This is a genomic window from Escherichia sp. E2748, assembly GCF_005781125.1.
In the GTDB taxonomy this organism is placed as follows: domain Bacteria; phylum Pseudomonadota; class Gammaproteobacteria; order Enterobacterales; family Enterobacteriaceae; genus Escherichia.
Genome location: NZ_VATP01000003.1, coordinates 140,262 through 159,416, shown reverse-complemented (window position 1 = coordinate 159,416; position 19,155 = coordinate 140,262). Strand labels below are relative to the sequence as shown.

The 19,155-nt window shown below is 51.6% G+C and carries 19 protein-coding genes, 1 pseudogene and 1 riboswitch; of the genes and pseudogenes, 9 read left to right on the top strand and 11 right to left on the bottom strand.

Features of this window, described 5'->3' with window-relative positions:
• Window positions 1–26: 26 nt before the first annotated feature.
• Together ttdB and ttdA are read right to left on the bottom strand one after the other, a co-directional pair.
• Window positions 27–632: a L(+)-tartrate dehydratase subunit beta gene (ttdB, locus tag FEK42_RS06450; RefSeq protein ID WP_021559517.1), complete on the bottom strand. Its 606-nt coding sequence runs from the start codon at window positions 630–632 to the stop codon at window positions 27–29.
• Window positions 629–1,540, bottom strand: coding sequence for a L(+)-tartrate dehydratase subunit alpha (gene ttdA, locus FEK42_RS06445; protein ID WP_135492991.1), 912 nt, complete (start codon window positions 1,538–1,540; stop codon window positions 629–631). The genes ttdB and ttdA overlap by 4 nt, the downstream gene beginning before the upstream one ends.
• A gap of 206 nt (window positions 1,541–1,746) precedes the next feature.
• Here ttdA and ttdR point away from each other — a divergent pair, with 206 nt between their 5' ends.
• On the top strand, window positions 1,747–2,679 hold the full coding sequence (gene ttdR, locus FEK42_RS06440; protein WP_130260137.1) for an L-tartrate utilization transcriptional activator TtdR: 933 nt from the start codon (window positions 1,747–1,749) through the stop codon (window positions 2,677–2,679).
• 12 nt (window positions 2,680–2,691) lie between these two features.
• On the opposite strand, the gene plsY is transcribed toward ttdR, so the two are convergent.
• Window positions 2,692–3,309 carry a glycerol-3-phosphate 1-O-acyltransferase PlsY gene (gene plsY / locus FEK42_RS06435; RefSeq protein WP_130210442.1) on the bottom strand — a complete coding sequence of 206 codons (618 nt, stop codon included), beginning with the start codon at window positions 3,307–3,309 and terminating at the stop codon, window positions 2,692–2,694.
• Window positions 3,310–3,413: 104 nt separating this feature from the next.
• On the opposite strand from plsY, the gene folB reads away from it, so the two are divergent.
• Both folB and bacA read left to right on the top strand, forming a co-directional pair.
• A complete protein-coding gene (gene folB / locus FEK42_RS06430; RefSeq protein ID WP_130260136.1) occupies window positions 3,414–3,782 on the top strand; it encodes a bifunctional dihydroneopterin aldolase/7,8-dihydroneopterin epimerase in 369 nt (122 codons plus the stop codon).
• A gap of 90 nt (window positions 3,783–3,872) precedes the next feature.
• A complete protein-coding gene (gene bacA / locus FEK42_RS06425; protein WP_130210446.1) occupies window positions 3,873–4,694 on the top strand; it encodes an undecaprenyl-diphosphate phosphatase in 822 nt (273 codons plus the stop codon).
• Between the two features lie 362 nt (window positions 4,695–5,056).
• On the opposite strand, the gene cca is transcribed toward bacA, so the two are convergent.
• Complete coding sequence (gene cca, locus FEK42_RS06420; protein ID WP_135410472.1) at window positions 5,057–6,295, bottom strand: fused tRNA nucleotidyltransferase/2',3'-cyclic phosphodiesterase/2' nucleotidase/phosphatase Cca; 1,239 nt, start codon at window positions 6,293–6,295, stop codon at window positions 5,057–5,059.
• 63 nt (window positions 6,296–6,358) lie between these two features.
• Window positions 6,359–6,979, bottom strand: a complete 621-nt coding sequence (locus FEK42_RS06415) for a TIGR04211 family SH3 domain-containing protein (RefSeq protein ID WP_130210468.1) — start codon at window positions 6,977–6,979, stop codon at window positions 6,359–6,361.
• Window positions 6,980–7,222: 243 nt separating this feature from the next.
• On the opposite strand from FEK42_RS06415, the gene ygiF reads away from it, so the two are divergent.
• The 3 genes from ygiF to hldE are packed head-to-tail and all read left to right on the top strand — an operon-like array spanning window position 7,223 to window position 12,868.
• Window positions 7,223–8,524, top strand: coding sequence for an inorganic triphosphatase (gene ygiF / locus FEK42_RS06410; RefSeq protein WP_135492236.1), 1,302 nt, complete (start codon window positions 7,223–7,225; stop codon window positions 8,522–8,524).
• Window positions 8,525–8,546: 22 nt separating this feature from the next.
• Window positions 8,547–11,387, top strand: coding sequence for a bifunctional [glutamate--ammonia ligase]-adenylyl-L-tyrosine phosphorylase/[glutamate--ammonia-ligase] adenylyltransferase (glnE, locus tag FEK42_RS06405; protein WP_138211769.1), 2,841 nt, complete (start codon window positions 8,547–8,549; stop codon window positions 11,385–11,387).
• 47 nt (window positions 11,388–11,434) lie between these two features.
• Complete coding sequence (hldE, locus tag FEK42_RS06400; RefSeq protein ID WP_130218220.1) at window positions 11,435–12,868, top strand: bifunctional D-glycero-beta-D-manno-heptose-7-phosphate kinase/D-glycero-beta-D-manno-heptose 1-phosphate adenylyltransferase HldE; 1,434 nt, start codon at window positions 11,435–11,437, stop codon at window positions 12,866–12,868.
• A 119-nt stretch (window positions 12,869–12,987) separates the two neighbouring features.
• Here the strand turns inward: hldE and ibsE are convergent, their stop codons facing one another.
• The 4 genes and pseudogenes from ibsE to FEK42_RS06380 form a co-directional block, all read right to left on the bottom strand.
• Window positions 12,988–13,047, bottom strand: coding sequence for a type I toxin-antitoxin system Ibs family toxin (gene ibsE, locus FEK42_RS06395; RefSeq protein WP_001387082.1), 60 nt, complete (start codon window positions 13,045–13,047; stop codon window positions 12,988–12,990).
• Window positions 13,048–13,363: 316 nt separating this feature from the next.
• On the bottom strand, window positions 13,364–13,423 hold the full coding sequence (locus FEK42_RS06390) for a type I toxin-antitoxin system Ibs family toxin (RefSeq protein WP_104917541.1): 60 nt from the start codon (window positions 13,421–13,423) through the stop codon (window positions 13,364–13,366).
• A 238-nt stretch (window positions 13,424–13,661) separates the two neighbouring features.
• A complete protein-coding gene (locus tag FEK42_RS06385; RefSeq protein ID WP_135492238.1) occupies window positions 13,662–15,323 on the bottom strand; it encodes a flotillin family protein in 1,662 nt (553 codons plus the stop codon).
• A 26-nt stretch (window positions 15,324–15,349) separates the two neighbouring features.
• Window positions 15,350–15,980 (bottom strand): annotated as a pseudogene (locus FEK42_RS06380) (OB-fold-containig protein).
• Between the two features lie 266 nt (window positions 15,981–16,246).
• Here FEK42_RS06380 and glgS point away from each other — a divergent pair.
• A complete protein-coding gene (gene glgS / locus FEK42_RS06375) occupies window positions 16,247–16,447 on the top strand; it encodes a cell surface composition regulator GlgS (RefSeq protein ID WP_130210460.1) in 201 nt (66 codons plus the stop codon).
• A gap of 34 nt (window positions 16,448–16,481) precedes the next feature.
• On the opposite strand, the gene ubiK is transcribed toward glgS, so the two are convergent.
• Entirely contained in the window at window positions 16,482–16,781 is a 300-nt protein-coding gene (gene ubiK, locus FEK42_RS06370) for a ubiquinone biosynthesis accessory factor UbiK (protein WP_064529620.1), read from the bottom strand.
• A 121-nt stretch (window positions 16,782–16,902) separates the two neighbouring features.
• Window positions 16,903–17,051, top strand: a riboswitch (FMN riboswitch).
• A gap of 103 nt (window positions 17,052–17,154) precedes the next feature.
• Here ubiK and ribB point away from each other — a divergent pair.
• Window positions 17,155–17,808, top strand: a complete 654-nt coding sequence (ribB, locus tag FEK42_RS06365) for a 3,4-dihydroxy-2-butanone-4-phosphate synthase (protein WP_113305203.1) — start codon at window positions 17,155–17,157, stop codon at window positions 17,806–17,808.
• A 263-nt stretch (window positions 17,809–18,071) separates the two neighbouring features.
• Complete coding sequence (gene yqiD / locus FEK42_RS22765; protein ID WP_165382779.1) at window positions 18,072–18,242, top strand: protein YqiD; 171 nt, start codon at window positions 18,072–18,074, stop codon at window positions 18,240–18,242.
• Window positions 18,243–18,297: 55 nt separating this feature from the next.
• Here yqiD and zupT read toward each other — a convergent pair whose 3' ends face one another.
• A complete protein-coding gene (gene zupT, locus FEK42_RS06360) occupies window positions 18,298–19,071 on the bottom strand; it encodes a zinc transporter ZupT (RefSeq protein ID WP_135492241.1) in 774 nt (257 codons plus the stop codon).
• Window positions 19,072–19,155 lie beyond the last annotated feature (84 nt).

Below are 19,155 nucleotides of genomic sequence, written 5' to 3'. Positions count from 1 at the left end.
AGAGGGGGCGAGCCTCTCCGTGAGGGTTATTTGATGTAATGGACGTGCTCGCAGATCTCTTCCACGATGGGCTCGCGGCGTTCGGCGAACAGCTTTTTGTTTTCGGCTATCAGGTTGTTTCCGTGGGTATCTATAGAGACAATCAGCGGGCCGAACTCTTTGACCCGGCAGACCCACAACGACTCCGGCATCCCGAGTTCTGTCCAGTGCACCTCTTCAATTTCTTCCACCTGAGTTGCTGCCAGCACCGCGCAGCCAGCCGGGAAAATCACATGCAGCGCCTTGAATTTCTGACAGCCCTCTTCGGTCAGCGGCCCCATTCCGCCTTTGCCAACCACCAGTTTCACGCCGGTCTGCTCGATAAACTCACGTTCAAAACTTTCCATACGCATACTGGTTGTCGGGCCAACGGACACCATCTCCCATTTGTCGCCGTTTTTGCGCACGATGGGGCCAGCGTGGAAAATCGCTTTGCCGTTGAGATCGTAAGGGATCGGACGTTTCAGTTCGATCAAGCGGCGGTGACAAACGTCACGGCAGGTCACCAGTGTACCGGTCAGGTAGATCACATCGCCGACGCGAATATCTTGCAGATCTTCAGCTTTGATCGGGGTTGTCAGGATCTTTTTCATAACGCGCTCCGGGTGTGAGACAGATTTTCAAAGGTGAGATCGGCATGAACCAGCAGTGTGCCGCGACGATGCGCCCAGCAGCCTGTAGAAACAGCAACGCCGATGGTTGACGGATGGCGGGCGGCAGATTCGATATGTACGCCCATCACTGAACTGTTGCCAGTCAGCCCTTGTGGACCAATCCCCAGACGGTTGAGTCCTTCTTCCAGGCGTAGCTCCAGCTCTGCCGCTTTTGGATTGGGATGGCGGCTGCCAATCGGGCGCAAAATGGCTTTACGCGAGAGTACAGCGGCGGTTTCCACCGAGGTGGCGATGCCCACGCCTACCAGTACTGGTGGACAGGCGTTTACGGCGAGGGTGGAGATATTTTCGAAGACGAATTTCACCACGCCTTCGTAGCCTTCTGACGGCATTAACACTTTCGAGCGGCCAGGTAGCGTGCAGCCGCCGCCTGCCATGTAAACTTCGATTTCCGCATCGTCGCCGTCGGGAATGATGTCCCAGGTAACCCACGGTACGCCGCTGCCGGTATTTTTGCCGGTGTTCACTTCGTCAAAAATTTCCACCGCGTTGTGGCGCAGTGGCGCTTTGACGGTTGCTTCTTCCACAGCTTGCTTAAGAATGCTTTGCAGCTCGCCAAGCAGCGGGAAGCGGGAACCGACTTTAACGAAGAACATAATCTCCCCGGTGTCCTGACAGGCAGGACGATTCAGGTCGATCGCTTTTTGCATGTTGTCGAACATCGTGTGGTAGATGATTTTTCCCATCGACGATGTTTCGGTATCCTTTAGCTGTTTTAGTTTATCCACCACGTCATCAGGCATCCGGGTAGATATCATAGCGGTAAAGTTAGCGACAATATCCGTCAGCTTATTCACTGCCTGTTGCTTATTACTTTCGCTCATCATGGCAACTCCAGTTTCTGTATTTGTCTGGAAAAATTCACCGTCACAAACTACCACTAAAAATGTGGTTTTATATTTTTTGCCGCCGTGAATATGTAATTAACAGTTCGTTAATCAACACGAAAATAAGAACGAATATTGCGCCAGAGCAGGGAATGGCAATGTTTTGCGAAATACACTGCGTTTATCAAAACTGCGGATATTTAACGATGCTAAATAGCTGGCCTTTAGCCAAAGACTTGCAGGTACTGGTGGAAATCGTCCATAGCGGGAGTTTTAGCGCCGCTGCGGCAACGCTTGGGCAAACGCCTGCATTTGTCACCAAGCGGATCCAAATCCTTGAAAATACGCTGGCAACCACACTGCTGAACCGCTCTGCCCGAGGCGTGGCACTGACTGAAAGTGGCCAACGTTGTTACGAACATGCGCTGGAAATCCTCACCCAATATCAGCGACTGGTCGATGACGTCACGCAAATCAAAACGCGCCCGGAGGGGATGATTCGTATTGGTTGCAGCTTTGGCTTTGGGCGCAGTTATATTGCGCCAGCCATTACCGAACTGATGCGCAATTACCCTGAATTACAGGTGCATTTTGAATTGTTCGATCGGCAAATTGATTTAGTGCAGGATAATATTGATCTTGATATTCGTATTAATGATGACATTCCTGATTATTATATCGCGCATCTGTTAACGAAAAATAAAAGAATATTATGCGCCGCACCTGAGTATCTGAAAAAATATTCCCCGCCACAATCATTACAGGAATTAAGTCGCCATGACTGTCTGGTGACTAAAGAGCGTGACATGACCCACGGAATATGGGAGTTAGGGAACGGCCAGGAGAAAAAGTCGGTGAAGGTTAGTGGGCATCTTTCCTCCAACAGCGGCGAGATTGTGCTGCAATGGGCGCTGGAGGGCAAAGGGATTATGCTGCGTTCCGAGTGGGATGTTTTGCCGTTTCTGGAGAGTGGCAAACTGGTGCGAGTATTGCCGGAGTATGCACAAAGCGCCAATATCTGGGCTGTTTACCGGGAGCCGCTCTATCGCAGCATGAAATTACGTGTCTGCGTGGAATTTTTGGCGGCGTGGTGCCAGCAACGGCTGGGTAAACCTGACGAGGGCTATCAGGTTATGTAGGCTCGTCATAAATCACTCGGGATCTTTTTCACGCTTTCTTTTGAATTTCGTCCAGATTTTTGTCTCCTGGTGACGCCACAGACGCTGGATGTTGTCATGATGACGCAGCAGGATCAGGCAAGAGAGCATCGAAACCGGGAAGGTGAATTGTGGCTTGAACCACCAGACATAAAACGGAGCAATCAGCGCGCTGACAATCGCCCCCAGCGACGAATATCCACTCAATAGCACGGTAAGCAACCAGGTCCCTGCCATCACGCCCGTTAAATCCCAGCCGATCGGAGCAATAGCGCCAAAAGCGGTGGCAACGCCTTTTCCCCCTTTAAAACCGAAGAAAACGGGCCAGATGTGTCCAAGACAGGCGGCAATCGCAATTAATCCCAGCCAAAATGGGCTGACGCCTAATTCATATGCTCCCCAGACAGGCAACATACCTTTTAGAACGTCAAAGATCAGCACTGCTACGGCTGCTCCTTTGCCACCCATGCGTAAAACGTTGGTCGCGCCAGGATTACCGGAGCCGCTGGTTCGCGGGTCGGGCAAGCCACAAAGGCGGCAAACCAGAATGGCACTGGAAATGGAGCCGCAGAGGTACGCGATGAGGATCATTCCAGGCGCGATTGCACTCATAAGCTGTTCCGTTTTGAAAATTCGTGTTCAACGATGAATCTGTGGATAATACGCACATTTCGCCGGAAGTGGTATCCGGTTAGCCAAAAAGCAGGCAGGACGTGATGGATATTGTATTTATAGAGCAACTTTCGGTAATCACCACTATTGGTGTTTACGACTGGGAACAGACCATCGAACAGAAGCTGGTGTTCGATATCGAAATGGCGTGGGATAACCGTAAAGCGGCGAAAAGTGATGATGTGGCGGATTGCCTCAGTTACGCTGACATTGCAGAAACGATAGTCAGCCACGTCGAGGGGGCGCGTTTTGCACTGGTGGAACGCGTGGCGGAAGAAGTGGCGGAACTGCTGTTAACTCGCTTTAATTCGCCGTGGGTTCGCATCAAACTTAGCAAGCCAGGCGCAGTGGCGCGGGCGGCGAATGTTGGCGTAATCATTGAGCGTGGCAATAATCTGAAAGAAAATAATTAATTTTACAGCTGTTAAACCAAACGGTTATATCCTGGTCATACTGCAGTAGTTCGGACAAGCGGTACATTTTAATAATTTAGGGGTTTATTGATGAGCGATATGCACTCGCTGCTGATAGCGGCAATATTGGGTGTGGTCGAAGGATTGACAGAATTTCTGCCGGTATCCAGCACGGGCCATATGATTATTGTCGGTCACTTGTTGGGGTTTGAGGGCGACACGGCGAAAACCTTTGAAGTCGTGATCCAGTTAGGATCAATTCTGGCGGTAGTAGTGATGTTCTGGCGGCGTCTGTTTGGTCTGATTGGCATTCACTTTGGACGCCCGTTGCAGCACGAAGGAGAAAGCAAAGGTCGTTTAACGCTGATCCACATTTTGCTGGGGATGATCCCAGCGGTGGTGCTGGGACTGTTGTTCCACGACATGATTAAATCATTGTTTAACCCGATAAATGTCATGTATGCGCTGGTCGTCGGCGGTTTGTTGCTGATTGCCGCCGAATGCCTGAAGCCGAAAGAGCCGCGTGCGCCGGGTCTGGATGATATGACCTATCGCCAGGCGTTTATGATTGGCTGCTTCCAGTGTCTGGCGCTGTGGCCGGGATTCTCTCGCTCCGGGGCGACCATTTCAGGTGGGATGCTGATGGGGGTGAGCCGTTACGCGGCTTCTGAGTTCTCGTTCCTGCTGGCGGTGCCGATGATGATGGGCGCAACGGCGCTTGATCTCTACAAAAGCTGGGGCTTCCTGACAACCGGCGATATCCCGATGTTTGCTGTTGGGTTTATCACTGCCTTCGTAGTGGCGCTGATAGCGATTAAAACCTTCCTGCAATTAATTAAGCGGATTTCGTTTATCCCATTCGCCATTTATCGCTTTATTGTGGCGGCTGCGGTGTACGTCGTATTCTTTTGATGTGAAGAATAGTGTCGGATGCCTGGAATTGTCCACGATTGCGTAGGCCGGATAAGGCGTTTACGCCGCATCCGGCAATCAACGCCTGATGCGACGCTTGCGCGTCTTATCAGGCCTACAACCGTCGTTTACATGCAGCCGGAGAAGGCGTTTACATCGCATCCGGCAATCAACGCCTGATGCGACGCTTGCGCGTCTTATCAGGCCTACAACCGTCGTTGACATGCAGCCGGAGAAGGCGTTTACATCGCATCCGGCAATCAACGCCTGATGCGACGCTTGCGCGTCTTATCAGGCCTACAACCGTCGTTGCATGTAGCCGGATAAGGCGTTCACGTCGCATCCGGCAAAGTGCCCAACACTCACTCAGGCTTTGGGCAACGCTGTTCCTTCCAGCTGGCTACCGCTGCAATTCGTCGGCGGGTCAGCTCTTCGCGAATCTCTACACCTTTAAATCCTGCTTCAACGACGGCTTTTGTCGGCACTGACTGCGCCACTTCCCAGGCTTCGCGCAACCAGCGGCCTTGCGGGTAGTCCGCCGATTCAAAACCGGTTCTGCCGCGCACGTCTGCCTCGCTGGTCAGCGCCAGTTGCTCTACACGTTGCGGCTTACGCCAGGCGTCAATGGAATCGAATAATTTGACGATGGTTTTCGGGTTCAGCATGGGGAAGGTATGAATGAGATCGTGAAACTCAGCCACCAGTTTGGCTAAGTCACGAATTTCATTAGGCACACGCAGACGTTGGCACAGTTGTTCCACTAATTTCACACCCGCCGGACCGTGACCGTGATGACGCGGCCAAAGCTCTGGCGGCGTCAGCCCTTTACCGAGATCGTGGCATAACGTCGCGAAACGGACATCGACCTGCGGACTTAGCATCGCCGCCATGGAGAGCGTCATTAAGGTATGAATCCCGGTGTCGATTTCCGGATGCCATTTGGCGGGGGCCGGAACGCCGAACAGGGCGTCAATTTCCGGGAATAAAACGCGCAGTGCGCCGCAATCGCGCAGCACCTGGAAGAACACTTGTGGATTGCGGGTGGTGAGGGCGCTTTCCGTCTCTTTCCACACCCGTTCAGGCGTAAGATGTTCCAGTTCGCCCGCGTGGGTCATTTCGCGCATCAGCGCCAGGGTTTCATCAGCAATACGAAAACCAAGGTGGGCATAACGCGCAGCAAAACGCGCTACGCGCAGCACGCGTAGCGGATCCTCGCCAAAAGCGGGGGAAACATGGCGTAACAGACGATTTTGCAGATCGCCCAGACCGTTGTACGGGTCGATAATCTCGCCGTCATCGTCCTGGGCCAGCGCATTAATGGTCAGATCGCGACGCTTAAGATCATCTTCCAACGTGACATCCGGTGCGGCATAGCAGGTAAAACCGGTGTAACCGGAGCCGGATTTCCGTTCGGTACGTGCCAGCGCATACTCTTCATGCGTTTGCGGATGCAGAAAAACAGGAAAATCGCGGCCTACCTGCTGGTAGCCCGCGTCGAGCATCTCCTGTGGCGTGCTGCCGACAACCACCCAATCTCTGTCTTTGACCGGTAGCCCTAACAATGCATCCCGTACCGCACCACCGACCAGATAAATCTTCACGCCATCTTCCCTTCGTCAAATACACAATTCCTAATAATAAGACAGTGCAACGAAGAAGGCGATTTAGTTCATCCAGCGATCTTTGCGTTTGCGCGTTGGGATCAGGTGCGGTAATACCAGCCCGAGCAGCAAGCCAAGCCCCAGCACGCCGCCGCCATACATAAACCATTGCATGATGATGGTGCGCTGTTTGTCATCTAACTGCACGCTGGCGGCATCGACCTTTTTCTGTGCGACAATCAGTTCGTTTTTCAGCTTCTGATTTTCTTCTTTTAACCCATTGATCACGCTGTCACTTTGCGCCACTTTTTGCTGCATTTCTGCAGTGCGCTGATTCCAGGTGTTATCAATATTGGTGAGCTTATCGGTCAGCGTTTTGACCTGATTTTCCAGCACCGGTACACGAGTGCGCAGGCTTGGCTCGGTATTAAGTTCTTTTAACGGGATCCAGGCGGTACGGCCGGAGCTGTCTTTCACCTGGGCATAATTGGTGTTGGCGTCAGTTTGTAATAAGGTTACTTCCTCGCCCGCGTTAACTGTGCCCACGAGGCGATAATTATCCCCCGGACCGCTGCGGACCCAGGTGTTCAGTTCGTCAGAAACATAGCGCTTTTCTTCGGCGTGCGAGACGGCAGTGGCGCTAAGTGCAAGTATAGTTAATCCGATCAGGCGTAATTTTGGCATCAGGCTGTCGTTATTGTCTGGGAAAAGTGGAACGATAGTAGTGGCATCAGTGTCGCTACGCAAAGCATTCGCTATCAATCGGAATCCTCTGTGTCAGGTCTTGCCACAGCTTCAATCTTTTACGCCCGTCAAATTGCCCGTTGCATGGCAATTTGGCGCAAAATACTATCTACTGACAAAAAAGATCGCATTAAGTTCGCCGTTCATCGTCACTAATGTGACATAACCGGATAAGTAAAGGCCATGGCTCAGGAAATCGAATTAAAGTTTATTGTTAATCACAGTGCCGTTGAGGCGTTGCGTGACCATCTCAATACGCTGGGCGGCGAGCACCATGACCCCGTGCAGTTGCTGAATATTTACTACGAAACGCCGGATAACTGGCTGCGTGGGCACGATATGGGCTTGCGTATTCGTGGCGAAAATGGTCGCTATGAAATGACGATGAAAGTCGCCGGGCGAGTGACTGGCGGTTTACACCAGCGCCCGGAATATAATGTGGCGTTGAGCGAACCGACGCTCGACCTGGCGCAGTTTCCGACGGAAGTCTGGCCGAACGGCGAGTTACCTGCCGATCTCGCTTCCCGCGTACAACCGCTGTTCAGCACCGATTTTTATCGCGAAAAATGGCTGGTGGAGGTCGATGGCAGTCAGATTGAAATTGCCCTCGACCAGGGGGAAGTGAAAGCTGGGGAATTTGCTGAGCCTATCTGCGAGCTTGAACTGGAACTGCTTAGCGGCGAAACGCGCGCGGTGCTGAAACTGGCAAACCAACTGGTATCGCAAACTGGTTTACGCCAGGGCAGCCTGAGCAAGGCGGCGCGTGGCTATCATCTGGCGCAGGGAAATCCCGCGCGTGAAATCAAACCCACCACCATTTTGCATGTTGCGGCAAAAGCCGATGTGGAACAGGGGCTGGAAGCGGCGCTCGAGCTGGCGTTAGCACAATGGCAGTACCATGAAGAGTTGTGGATACGCGGCAACGAGGCGGCGAAAGAGCAGGTGCTGGCAGCAATCGGCCTGGTTCGCCATACTCTGATGCTGTTCGGCGGTATCGTGCCGCGTAAAGCGAGCACTCACTTACGTGATCTGTTGACTCAATGCGAGGCGACCATTGCTTCTGCGGTTTCCGCCGTGACGGCGGTCTATTCTACCGAAACGGCAATGGCGAAACTGGCGTTGACCGAATGGCTGGTAAGCAAAGCCTGGCAGCCGTTTTTAGATGCCAAAGCGCAGGGCAAAATCAGCGATTCCTTCAAACGCTTTGCCGATATCCATCTTTCCCGCCATGCCGCTGAACTGAAAAGCGTTTTTTGCCAGCCGTTGGGCGATCGCTACCGTGACCAGTTGCCACGCCTGACACGTGACATTGACTCAATACTGTTACTGGCGGGTTACTACGATCCTGTCGTCGCGCAAGCCTGGCTGGAGAATTGGCAGGGGCTGCGTCACGCTATTGCGAGCGGGCAACGCATTGAAATTGAACATTTCCGTAATGAAGCAAACAATCAGGAACCGTTCTGGTTGCACAGCGGAAAACGTTAATCAGGCAAGGATAAAATCGCTTATGAAGCCGCTCTCTTCACCGTTACAGCAGTACTGGCAGACCGTTGTTGAGCGGCTGCCAGCGCCTTTAGCCGAGGAATCACTTAGCGCACAGGCGAAGTCAGTACTTACTTTTAGTGATTTTGTGCAGGACAGTGTAATTGCGCATCCAGAGTGGCTGACGGAGCTGGAAAGCGAGCCGCCACAAGCCGATGAATGGCAGTATTACGGCGAGTGGTTACAGGAGGCGCTCAGTAACGTGAGTGACGAGGCTGGGTTAATGCGTGAACTGCGGCTGTTCCGGCGGCGCATTATGGTACGTATCGCCTGGGCGCAAACGCTGGCACTGGTTACTGAAGAGAGCATATTGCAGCAGCTCAGCCATCTCGCTGAGACGCTGATTGTCGCGGCGCGTGACTGGTTGTATGACGCCTGCTGCCGCGAGTGGGGAACGCCGTGTAATGCGCAGGGCGAAGCGCAACCGCTGCTGATTTTAGGCATGGGTAAGCTGGGCGGCGGGGAACTGAATTTCTCCTCAGATATCGATCTGATTTTTGCCTGGCCGGAACATGGTTGTACGCAGGGCGGACGCCGGGAACTGGACAACGCTCAGTTCTTTACCCGCATGGGGCAGCGGTTGATTAAAGTGCTGGATCAACCAACGCAAGATGGCTTTGTCTATCGCGTAGATATGCGGCTGCGTCCGTTTGGCGAAAGTGGCCCGCTGGTGCTGAGCTTTGCAGCGCTGGAAGATTATTACCAAGAGCAGGGGCGTGACTGGGAGCGTTACGCGATGGTCAAGGCGCGGATTATGGGCGATAGCGAAGGCGTCTATGCTAACGAGTTGCGTGCGATGCTGCGCCCGTTTGTTTTTCGTCGTTACATCGATTTCAGTGTGATTCAGTCTCTGCGCAACATGAAAGGGATGATTGCCCGTGAAGTGCGTCGCCGCGGTTTGACCGACAACATTAAACTGGGCGCGGGCGGTATTCGCGAAATTGAATTTATCGTCCAGGTGTTCCAGCTTATTCGCGGCGGGCGCGAACCGTCGCTGCAATCGCGCTCTTTACTGCCAACGCTCAGCGCCATTGCCGCGCTGCATCTGCTTTCTGAGAATGATGCCGAACAATTGCGAGTGGCGTATCTGTTCCTGCGGCGCCAGGAAAACCTGCTGCAAAGCATTAATGACGAACAAACCCAGACGCTTCCTGCAGATGAGCTTAACCGTGCGCGGCTGGCGTGGGGGATGGAGTTCGCTGACTGGCAGCAACTGACCGGAGCGCTGGCCGGACATATGGCTAATGTGCGTCGGGTATTTAACGATCTGATTGGTGACGACGAAAGCGAACCCCAGGAAGAGACTCTGTCGGAGCAGTGGCGTGAGCTGTGGCAGGATGCATTGCAGGAAGATGACACCACGCCAGTGCTGGCGCATCTTAGAGAAGATGATCGCAAACAGGTGCTGACGCTGATTGCCGATTTCCGCAAAGAGCTGGATAAGCGCACTATCGGGCCGCGCGGACGTCAGGTGCTCGACCATCTCATGCCGCATTTGTTAAGTGACGTATGTGCGCGTGAAGACGCTGCTGTCACGCTGTCGCGCATCACCGCCTTGCTGGTGGGGATTGTTACCCGCACCACCTATTTAGAATTGCTCAGTGAATTCCCCGCGGCGCTTAAGCATTTGATTTCTCTGTGTGCCGCATCGCCGATGATTGCCAGTCAACTGGCGCGCTATCCATTATTGCTGGATGAACTGCTCGATCCGAACACCCTCTACCAGCCGACAGCGACGGATGCCTATCGCGACGAATTGCGCCAGTATTTGCTGCGCGTGCCAGAAGATGACGAAGAACAACAACTTGAGGCGCTGCGTCAGTTCAAACAGGCGCAGCTGTTACGCATCGCCGCAGCGGATATTGCCGGTACGCTACCGGTAATGAAAGTGAGCGATCACTTAACCTGGTTGGCAGAAGCCATGATAGATGCCGTCGTTCAGCAGGCGTGGGTTCAAATGGTCGCCCGTTACGGAAAACCGACCCACCTGAACGAACGTGAAGGTCGCGGCTTTGCGGTGGTTGGATACGGTAAGCTGGGCGGTTGGGAGTTAGGCTACAGTTCCGATCTTGACCTGATATTCCTCCATGATTGTCCAATGGATGTGATGACTGATGGCGAGCGGGAAATCGACGGGCGGCAGTTTTACCTGCGTCTGGCGCAACGCATTATGCACTTGTTCAGCACGCGCACGTCTTCCGGTATTTTGTACGAAGTGGATGCACGGCTACGCCCGTCCGGGGCGGCGGGAATGCTGGTTACTTCCGCAGAAGCGTTTGCCGATTATCAGAGAAACGAGGCCTGGACGTGGGAACATCAGGCGCTGGTACGTGCTCGCGTGGTATATGGTGATCCACAATTGACCGCTCAATTTGACGCAGTACGCCGGGAGATTATGACGCTGCCGCGTGAAGGCAAAACTTTACAGACAGAAGTGCGGGAAATGCGCGAGAAAATGCGCGCCCATCTCGGCAATAAACATCGCGATCGCTTTGATATCAAAGCCGATGAAGGCGGAATTACCGATATCGAATTTATTACCCAATATCTGGTGTTGCGCTACGCCCATGAAAAACCGAAGTTAACGCGCTGGTCAGACAACGTGCGCATTCTGGAACTACTGGCGCAAAACGACATTATGGAAGAGCAGGAAGCGATGGCGCTGACCCGTGCTTACACTACGCTGCGCGATGAACTTCATCATCTGGCATTACAAGAGTTGCCGGGCCATGTGCCGGAGGATTACTTCACCGCAGAGCGTGAACTGGTGCGGGCAAGCTGGCAGAAGTGGCTGGTGGAGGAATGAAATATGGTATTATCGCGCGCAAATTTTGAATCTCTCAGGAGACAGGAATGAAAGTAACGCTGCCAGAGTTTGAACGTGCAGGAGTGATGGTGGTTGGTGATGTAATGCTGGATCGTTACTGGTACGGTCCCACCAGCCGTATCTCGCCGGAAGCGCCAGTACCCGTGGTTAAAGTGAATACCATCGAAGAACGTCCGGGCGGCGCGGCCAACGTGGCGATGAACATCGCTTCTCTCGGTGCAAACGCACGCCTGGTGGGACTGACAGGTATTGATGATGCGGCGCGCGCGCTCAGTAAATCGCTGGCGGACGTGAACGTAAAATGCGACTTCGTTTCTGTGCCGACGCATCCGACCATCACCAAACTGCGGGTGCTTTCTCGTAACCAACAGTTGATCCGCCTGGATTTTGAAGAAGGTTTCGAAGGTGTTGATCCGCAGCCGCTGCATGAGCGGATTAATCAGGCTCTCGGTACGATTGGCGCGCTGGTGCTTTCTGATTATGCGAAAGGTGCGTTGGCAAGCGTACAGCAGATGATCCAACTGGCGCGTAAAGCGGGCGTTCCGGTGTTGATTGATCCAAAAGGCACCGATTTTGAACGCTACCGCGGCGCTACGCTTTTAACGCCTAATCTCTCGGAATTTGAAGCTGTTGTTGGTAAATGTAAAACCGAAGAAGAGATTGTTGAACGCGGCATGAAACTGATTGCCGACTACGAACTCTCTGCGCTGCTGGTAACCCGTTCCGAGCAGGGGATGACGCTGCTGCAACCGGGTAAAGAGCCGCTGCATATGCCAACTCAGGCGCAAGAAGTCTATGACGTTACCGGTGCAGGCGACACGGTGATTGGCGTGCTTGCGGCAACGCTGGCGGCTGGTAATTCGCTGGAAGAAGCCTGCTTCTTTGCCAATGCGGCGGCTGGTGTGGTGGTCGGCAAACTGGGGACATCCACGGTTTCGCCGATCGAGCTGGAAAACGCAGTACGTGGACGTGCAGACACCGGTTTTGGCGTGATGACCGAAGATGAGCTGAAGCTGGCTGTAGCGGCGGCGCGTAAACGTGGCGAAAAAGTAGTGATGACCAACGGCGTCTTCGACATTCTCCACGCCGGGCATGTCTCTTATCTGGCAAATGCCCGCAAGCTGGGTGACCGCTTGATTGTCGCCGTGAACAGCGATGCCTCCACCAAACGCCTGAAAGGGGATTCTCGCCCGGTTAACCCGCTCGAACAGCGTATGATTGTGCTGGGCGCACTGGAAGCGGTCGACTGGGTGGTGTCGTTTGAAGAGGACACGCCGCAGCGCCTGATCGCCGGGATCCTGCCAGATCTGCTGGTAAAAGGAGGCGACTATAAACCAGAAGAGATTGCCGGGAGTAAAGAAGTCTGGGCCAACGGCGGCGAAGTGCTGGTGCTCAACTTTGAAGACGGTTGCTCGACCACTAACATTATCAAGAAGATCCAACAGGATAAAAAAGGTTAACCGGAAAGCGGTTCACAGATCTCGCTTCGTGCCAGGTAGACCTATTGACGCTGTTGTTTTTTCAACCTAAAGTAAAGGAACAAGGGTAAGGGAGGATTTCTCCCCCCTCTGATCAGTTGTTAGTAAGTTGGGAAGCTTAGCAGTAACAACACAACCAGTATGATGACGAACTTCATCATAACCCTTTCCTTCTATAAGGCCCCTTCTTCGGGAGGGGCTTTCCCGTTTCAGCCCCTTACTGACTTCCCGATTGTTGATTAGCGCCTGACCCCGCGCAACGCTTTCCCTGATGCAGTTTTCTCTTCCCCGAGTCGACTCGCAAAACGCTGCAACAGCCTGAACATTTGCATTTTTTAGCGGAATGCAGATATAAAAAATCCCCGGCTTTTTGGGCCAGGGATATGCGTTAATGAAACCTTCTTGACGCTGATTTTTTTTCAACCTAAAGTAAAGGAACAAGGGTGAGGGAGGATTTCTCCCCCCTCTGATTGGCTGTTAGTAAGCGTGGAAACTTATCAGTAACAACACAATCAGTATGATGACGAGCTTCATCATAACCCTTCCCTTCTGTAAGGCCCCTTCCTCGGGAGGGGCTTTCCCGTTTCAGCCCCTTGTTGGCTCCCCGATTGTTGATTAGCGCCTGACCCCACGCAACGCTTTCCCTGAAGCAGTTTTGCCTTCCCCGAGCGGTCACGCAAAATGCTGCAACAACCTGAGCATTTGCACTTTTTAGCGGAACGCAGATATAAAAAATCCCCGGATTTTTGGGCCAGGGATGTTCATTGATGAAAATTTATTCTACGTTTTCTGCGACGGGAGTTGTTGAGGTTAAGGGTGAAGTCAATGCCGCCAGCGAGCCGCCTGAAACGCCAATTTCATTGAGCAAGGAGTCAATCAGCGGTGCCTGTGTGCAGTAAGAAAGGGCGGCAGACAATGCCTGTTCCGCCAAGTTTCCGCCACCAACGCTGCCTGATGCCGCATCCCCCGCAGCGCCACCACGGTTCAATCCATCTACCTGAATAATCTTGATGCCGTCGATAGACTTCATCGGTTCAACGGATTTCTCTATTACCGCAGGTAACGACTGTAATAGCGCCAGTTTGAATTTAAGGCTGGTTTGTTCATCAGAAAGCACGTTGATTGCATCGTTCAGCGCACGTTGCGCTTCTGCTTCCGCCAGACCTTTTTTACGCGTAGCTTCGGCTAACTCAACGATCGCTGCCGCCTGCATCTCTGCGGCTTCTTTCTCTGCTTTTGCTCGGACGGTCAGTTCGACCGCTTTGGTTTCTGCGTCTTGCGCTGCGGCAATCAGCGCCACCTGCTTGGCACGATCGGCTTCGGCTGTCTGGCGAGTGGTTTCTACGTTTTGTTGCGCGCTTACCGCTTCTGCAAGTGCGAGGTTGGCACGCGCTTCTGCCTGTGATTGTTGCTCAGATTTTGCCGCAATAGCGATCGATTTCGTCTGGTTGGCGATTTCGGTGACCTGCTGCTGTTCGATCTCTTTAATGCGAACTTCACGTTCAGCCTCAACCTTTCTTGAGCGGACGGCCTGTTCGCGGTCGATTTCCGTTTCCTGAATCTGTCGTTCAGCCAGAATTCGCGTCTGCTCTGCTTCACGACGACGTTCAGCTTCAAAAGCCGCAATTTTCGCATTCTGCTCAGCGGTACGGGTTTTAACCTGCTGCTCCTGCTCAAGCGTCATAAACGCTTCTTGCTGTTCAATCTCCAGCTTCCGCGAAAGAGCGTCTCGATTTTTCTCACGCACCGCAACTTCTACATCCTGTTCAACTTCGTTACGCTCGCGACGACGGCGTTCCGTCTCCTGGGTTAGTTTGGTCAAACCTTCGGCGTCAAAAGCGTTGTTCGGGTTAAAATGCTCTTTCGAAGTCTGGTTAAAGTTGGTGAGTGAAACACTTTCCAGTTCCAGTCCGTTTTTCGACAAGTCTTCTGCCACGGTATTTTGTACACCCTGCACGAAGTTCTCGCGGGTATCCTGTAACTCATGCATGGTCATTTGCGCAGCGGTGGCGCGTAGGGCATCGACGAATTTATCCTCGACCAGCATACGTAAATCTTCTGGTGATAGAGTGCGTTGCCCCAACGTCTGGGCCGCAGTGGCGATGCCTTCTACTGACGGTTTTACCCGTACAAAGAAAGCCACTACAACATCAACACGCATACGATCTTTCGTAATCAGGCTATCAATAGTAGAACGGCTGACTTCCAGCTTAAGCGTATTCATATTGATAGGAATGATTTCGTGGAAGATCGGCATTACGATTGCGCCGCCGCTCATTACCACTTTTTGCCCGCCTAACCCGGTACGAACAAATGCCTGCTCGGCAGATGCCCGACGATAAAGTCGCGCGAAAATAATACCGATAATAAACAGAACACATACGGCAACAATCGCCATAAACATCCATGACGGTACTAAGTTAACGATATCATCCATTATTAAATTTCCTTTTGTTTAAATATTTACAATATATTTGGCCAGGGATTTTTTTTCTGCTAAATATCGTGTTGCAGAAAGTCGGCAAATAATCAATACCTTGTCACCTTTGGTGAAGTTTTTTCCTTCTTCAGGTTCCAGTAATAAATAGTGTATTTGACCAAATTGATCGGTAAGTTTTCCTTCACAGGGTCTGCCTGATATTGCCTGATGACCGGTAATTAATGCCATGCAGCCAATATATTCTTCTTCTGTAATAGCAGAACTATGATCGCGAGGAATCCAGGGGGCGATCGCCTTGCCGATATAATGCACTGTAATAACAGTGAGCAGTAAACAAACAGGAACCACCAACAGGTTTGAGAGTGGAGCTTTCCAGACCGTCACGCAGGCATGCTGTAGAACGATGCCGATAAGGCCAAAAAAACCAGCTAACAGGCAGAGGATGACGAGGGCTGGTAGCCTTCCAATATTAAGATAATGAAGTGCCTGACTAATATTACCTGTGGTTATGGAATCGTAATGATCAAGATGTGCATCAAGAGCACCGGAGAGCATGTGACCGCAGACAATAGCAATAATTTCTAACAGGCCGATCAAAAGTACAAAGGAAATAGCGAAAAGATAAGGTGTGTTATAGTCGGCAAATAAAATCATCAGTCACTCCATCGTCCATTCAGTGACGCATTGTTTACTATGGTATGATTTCCTTTCTTACATTTATCTTTGCTAATAATAACATGTGTTAGTGAAATTTTAAAAGGGAAAGTCTTTTAACGTTGTAATTATTTTCAATAAAAAGTGTGATCCAAAACAATATATTTACGCACGTTATGTTTAAAGGCACTACACTGATTAAGGAATACTGAAATCAGAAAAAGCATATGGCCTTAAAAGGTATGCGATAACCGGAGGATGTGCTTATGGATCATGGTCTTAATTCTTTAAATAATTTCGATTTCCTGGCGCGTAGTTTTGCCAGAATGAATGCTGAAGGTCGACCGGTCGATATTCTGGCCGTCACTGGTAATATGGATGAAGAACACAGAACCTGGTTTTGCGCTCGTTATGCCTGGTATTGTCAGCAAATGACACAGTCAAGAGAACTGGAACTAGAACATTGAGATTACGGGCCGTCAGGCCCGTTTTTGTGGTGCTTTATTCTGCTTTATCAACTGGCGGGATGGCGGGAGGAGATTGAACTTCTGCTGCCGGATTACTACGAGCTTCCAGTTCACTGATGCGCTGCTCCAGTAACGCCAGTTTCTCACGAGTCCGTAACAGGACCTGCGTCTGCACATCAAATTCTTCGCGGCTTACCAAATCGAGGCGAGTCAGCTGTGCTTGTAGGGTTTGGCGGATTTTTTTCTCCACATCTTCCCCGAACTCCCTGATTCCTTTAGGCATTGATTCGTGAACCTGGCGAGCAATTTGCTCAATTTTTTTCGGGTCAATCATTGTAGTTTCCCTGTACTGATAGGTGTTTGGTGCCATTGTAGTGCGATAAGGGTAAGTCATAAACCAGAATTATGTGAACCTATGCGTTGCTGCCGCTAATCATTAGCGTTATAGTGAATCCGCTTATTCTCAGGGCGGGGCGAAATTCCCCACCGGCGGTAAATCAACTCAGTTGAAAGCCCGCGAGCGCTTTGGGTGCAAACTCAAAGGACAGCAGATCCGGTGTAATTCCGGGGCCGACGGTTAGAGTCCGGATGGGAGAGAGTAACGATTCTGTCGGGCATGGACCCGCTCACGTTATTTTGGCTATATGCCGCCACTCCTAAGACTGCCCTGATTCTGGTAACCATAATTTTAGTGAGGTTTTTTTACCATGAATCAGACGCTACTTTCCTCTTTTGGTACGCCTTTCGAACGTGTTGAAAATGCACTGGCTGCGCTGCGTGAAGGACGCGGTGTGATGGTGCTTGATGATGAAGACCGTGAAAACGAAGGCGATATGATCTTCCCGGCAGAAACCATGACCGTTGAGCAGATGGCTCTGACCATTCGCCACGGTAGCGGTATTGTTTGCTTGTGCATAACCGAAGAACGCCGTAAACAACTCGATCTGCCAATGATGGTCGAAAATAATACCAGCGCCTATGGCACTGGTTTTACCGTGACCATTGAAGCTGCTGAAGGTGTGACTACCGGTGTTTCTGCCGCTGACCGTATCACGACTGTTCGCGCTGCGATTGCTGATGGTGCTAAACCTTCAGACTTGAATCGCCCTGGTCACGTTTTCCCATTGCGCGCACAGGCGGGTGGTGTACTGACTCGTGGCGGTCATACCGAAGCGACTATTGATTTGATGACGCTGGCAGGCTTTAAACCTGCAGGTGTGCTGTGTGAACTGACTAATGACGATGGCACCATGGCCCGCGCGCCAGAGTGCATCGAGTTTGCCAACAAACACAATATGGCGCTGGTCACTATTGAGGATCTGGTTGCATACCGTCAGGCGCATGAGCGCAAAGCTAGCTGAAAATAACTGCTAAGACTGGTGCGATAATCAAAGAAACCGAAGCTGTAGAAGGCTTCGGTTTTATTTTGCCCTTACCCTGCTGAATGTAAATTTCACCGCTTTATCTATGAGTAAATTTCACTAATATCAGACAACCTTTTTCATTATGATCAAAATCATATAAATGTTCCGATATTATGCGACCATATAAATATATCCGAATATGGATATGTGAAATTTATGCGCTAAATGTTTGGTATTGTTAAATATTAAGGGTAAAAAGGATGTTTATCTCCTGGTACTGGATTGTATTGATTGCGCTGGTTGTGGTGGGGTATTTCCTGCATTTGAAACGTTATTGTCGGGCGTTTCGCCAGGACAGAGACGCACTGCTTGAAGCGAGAAACAAATACTTAAACAGTGCGAGAGAAGAGACAGCAGAAAAGCTGGAGTAGTGCTTCTGCGATGCCTGCAGATGTTGTCCATGCTGGACAACATCTGAAGTTGTTTTCAACCAATTCCCGCCGTTTGTAACAGCACTAAACTAAATCCCATTACTGACATCCCACACAGCACGCCATAGCTGGGATTATTATTGGGATCAATCTCTTTGGCTAACGGCATTAATTCGTCCACGGAGAGCGCCACCATGATTCCTGCAACCGCCGCCATGATTGCCGCCATGACCACCGGGGAAATCATGCTACCAAGGATTAACCACGCCAGAACGCCGCCGAGAATTTCCGCCAGCCCAGAAATCCCCGCCCACAGAATTGCGGTGCGTTTCGACCCCGTTGCCGCGTAAACCGGCCCCGCAACCGCCAGACCTTCAGGAATATTGTGCAAAGCCACGGCCAGCGCGATGCCAAAGCCCAGCTCCAGGTTACTGCTTGCCGTAACAAAGGTGGCAATCCCTTCCGGGAAGTTATGCAGACTGATTCCAAGAGTGAGCAGAATAGCAGTGCGCTTGAGCGATTTGGGCAACGGTTGCACCGATTTTTGCATTAAATCCTGCGGATGCGCATGCGGCAACATGCGGTCCAGACCAAAATAGCCCAGCAGACCAAAAATAAACATCCCGTAGCCCAGAACGGGGGACATTCTTTCGGCGGCTAATGCGGCAGGGAGCATCTCCATCAATGAGATAAGCAACATGATCCCCGCCGCAAACCCTAGCGAAAATGCCAGCAGTCGGTTCGAGGGTTTTTGCCCGAGAACGCCGAGAAACGCGCCAATAAATGTGGCTGCCCCCGCCAGTATGGTCAGAATGAGAGGTACTGACATCGACAACTCCTTATAAATCTTCACCTTCAGGCAGATCGTCAAAATAACTGATGATGATCATCATCGTTATCCGGGTTCTTACTC

Bases quoted from the DNA above. Each gene is read 5' to 3' on its own strand.
- ygiF (WP_135492236.1), top strand. From the start codon at position 7,223: ATGGCTCAGGAAATCGAATTAAAGTTTATTGTTAATCACAGTGCCGTT.
- ttdR (WP_130260137.1), top strand. From the start codon at position 1,747: ATGCTAAATAGCTGGCCTTTAGCCAAAGACTTGCAGGTACTGGTGGAA.
- hldE (WP_130218220.1), top strand. From the start codon at position 11,435: ATGAAAGTAACGCTGCCAGAGTTTGAACGTGCAGGAGTGATGGTGGTT.
- yqiD (WP_165382779.1), top strand. From the start codon at position 18,072: ATGTTTATCTCCTGGTACTGGATTGTATTGATTGCGCTGGTTGTGGTG.
- FEK42_RS06385 (WP_135492238.1), bottom strand. From the start codon at position 15,323: ATGGATGATATCGTTAACTTAGTACCGTCATGGATGTTTATGGCGATT.
- folB (WP_130260136.1), top strand. From the start codon at position 3,414: ATGGATATTGTATTTATAGAGCAACTTTCGGTAATCACCACTATTGGT.
- ribB (WP_113305203.1), top strand. From the start codon at position 17,155: ATGAATCAGACGCTACTTTCCTCTTTTGGTACGCCTTTCGAACGTGTT.
- ttdB (WP_021559517.1), bottom strand. From the start codon at position 632: ATGAAAAAGATCCTGACAACCCCGATCAAAGCTGAAGATCTGCAAGAT.
- plsY (WP_130210442.1), bottom strand. From the start codon at position 3,309: ATGAGTGCAATCGCGCCTGGAATGATCCTCATCGCGTACCTCTGCGGC.
- ubiK (WP_064529620.1), bottom strand. From the start codon at position 16,781: ATGATTGACCCGAAAAAAATTGAGCAAATTGCTCGCCAGGTTCACGAA.
- glnE (WP_138211769.1), top strand. From the start codon at position 8,547: ATGAAGCCGCTCTCTTCACCGTTACAGCAGTACTGGCAGACCGTTGTT.
- bacA (WP_130210446.1), top strand. From the start codon at position 3,873: ATGAGCGATATGCACTCGCTGCTGATAGCGGCAATATTGGGTGTGGTC.
- zupT (WP_135492241.1), bottom strand. From the start codon at position 19,071: ATGTCAGTACCTCTCATTCTGACCATACTGGCGGGGGCAGCCACATTT.
- ttdA (WP_135492991.1), bottom strand. From the start codon at position 1,540: ATGATGAGCGAAAGTAATAAGCAACAGGCAGTGAATAAGCTGACGGAT.
- glgS (WP_130210460.1), top strand. From the start codon at position 16,247: ATGGATCATGGTCTTAATTCTTTAAATAATTTCGATTTCCTGGCGCGT.
- FEK42_RS06415 (WP_130210468.1), bottom strand. From the start codon at position 6,979: ATGCCAAAATTACGCCTGATCGGATTAACTATACTTGCACTTAGCGCC.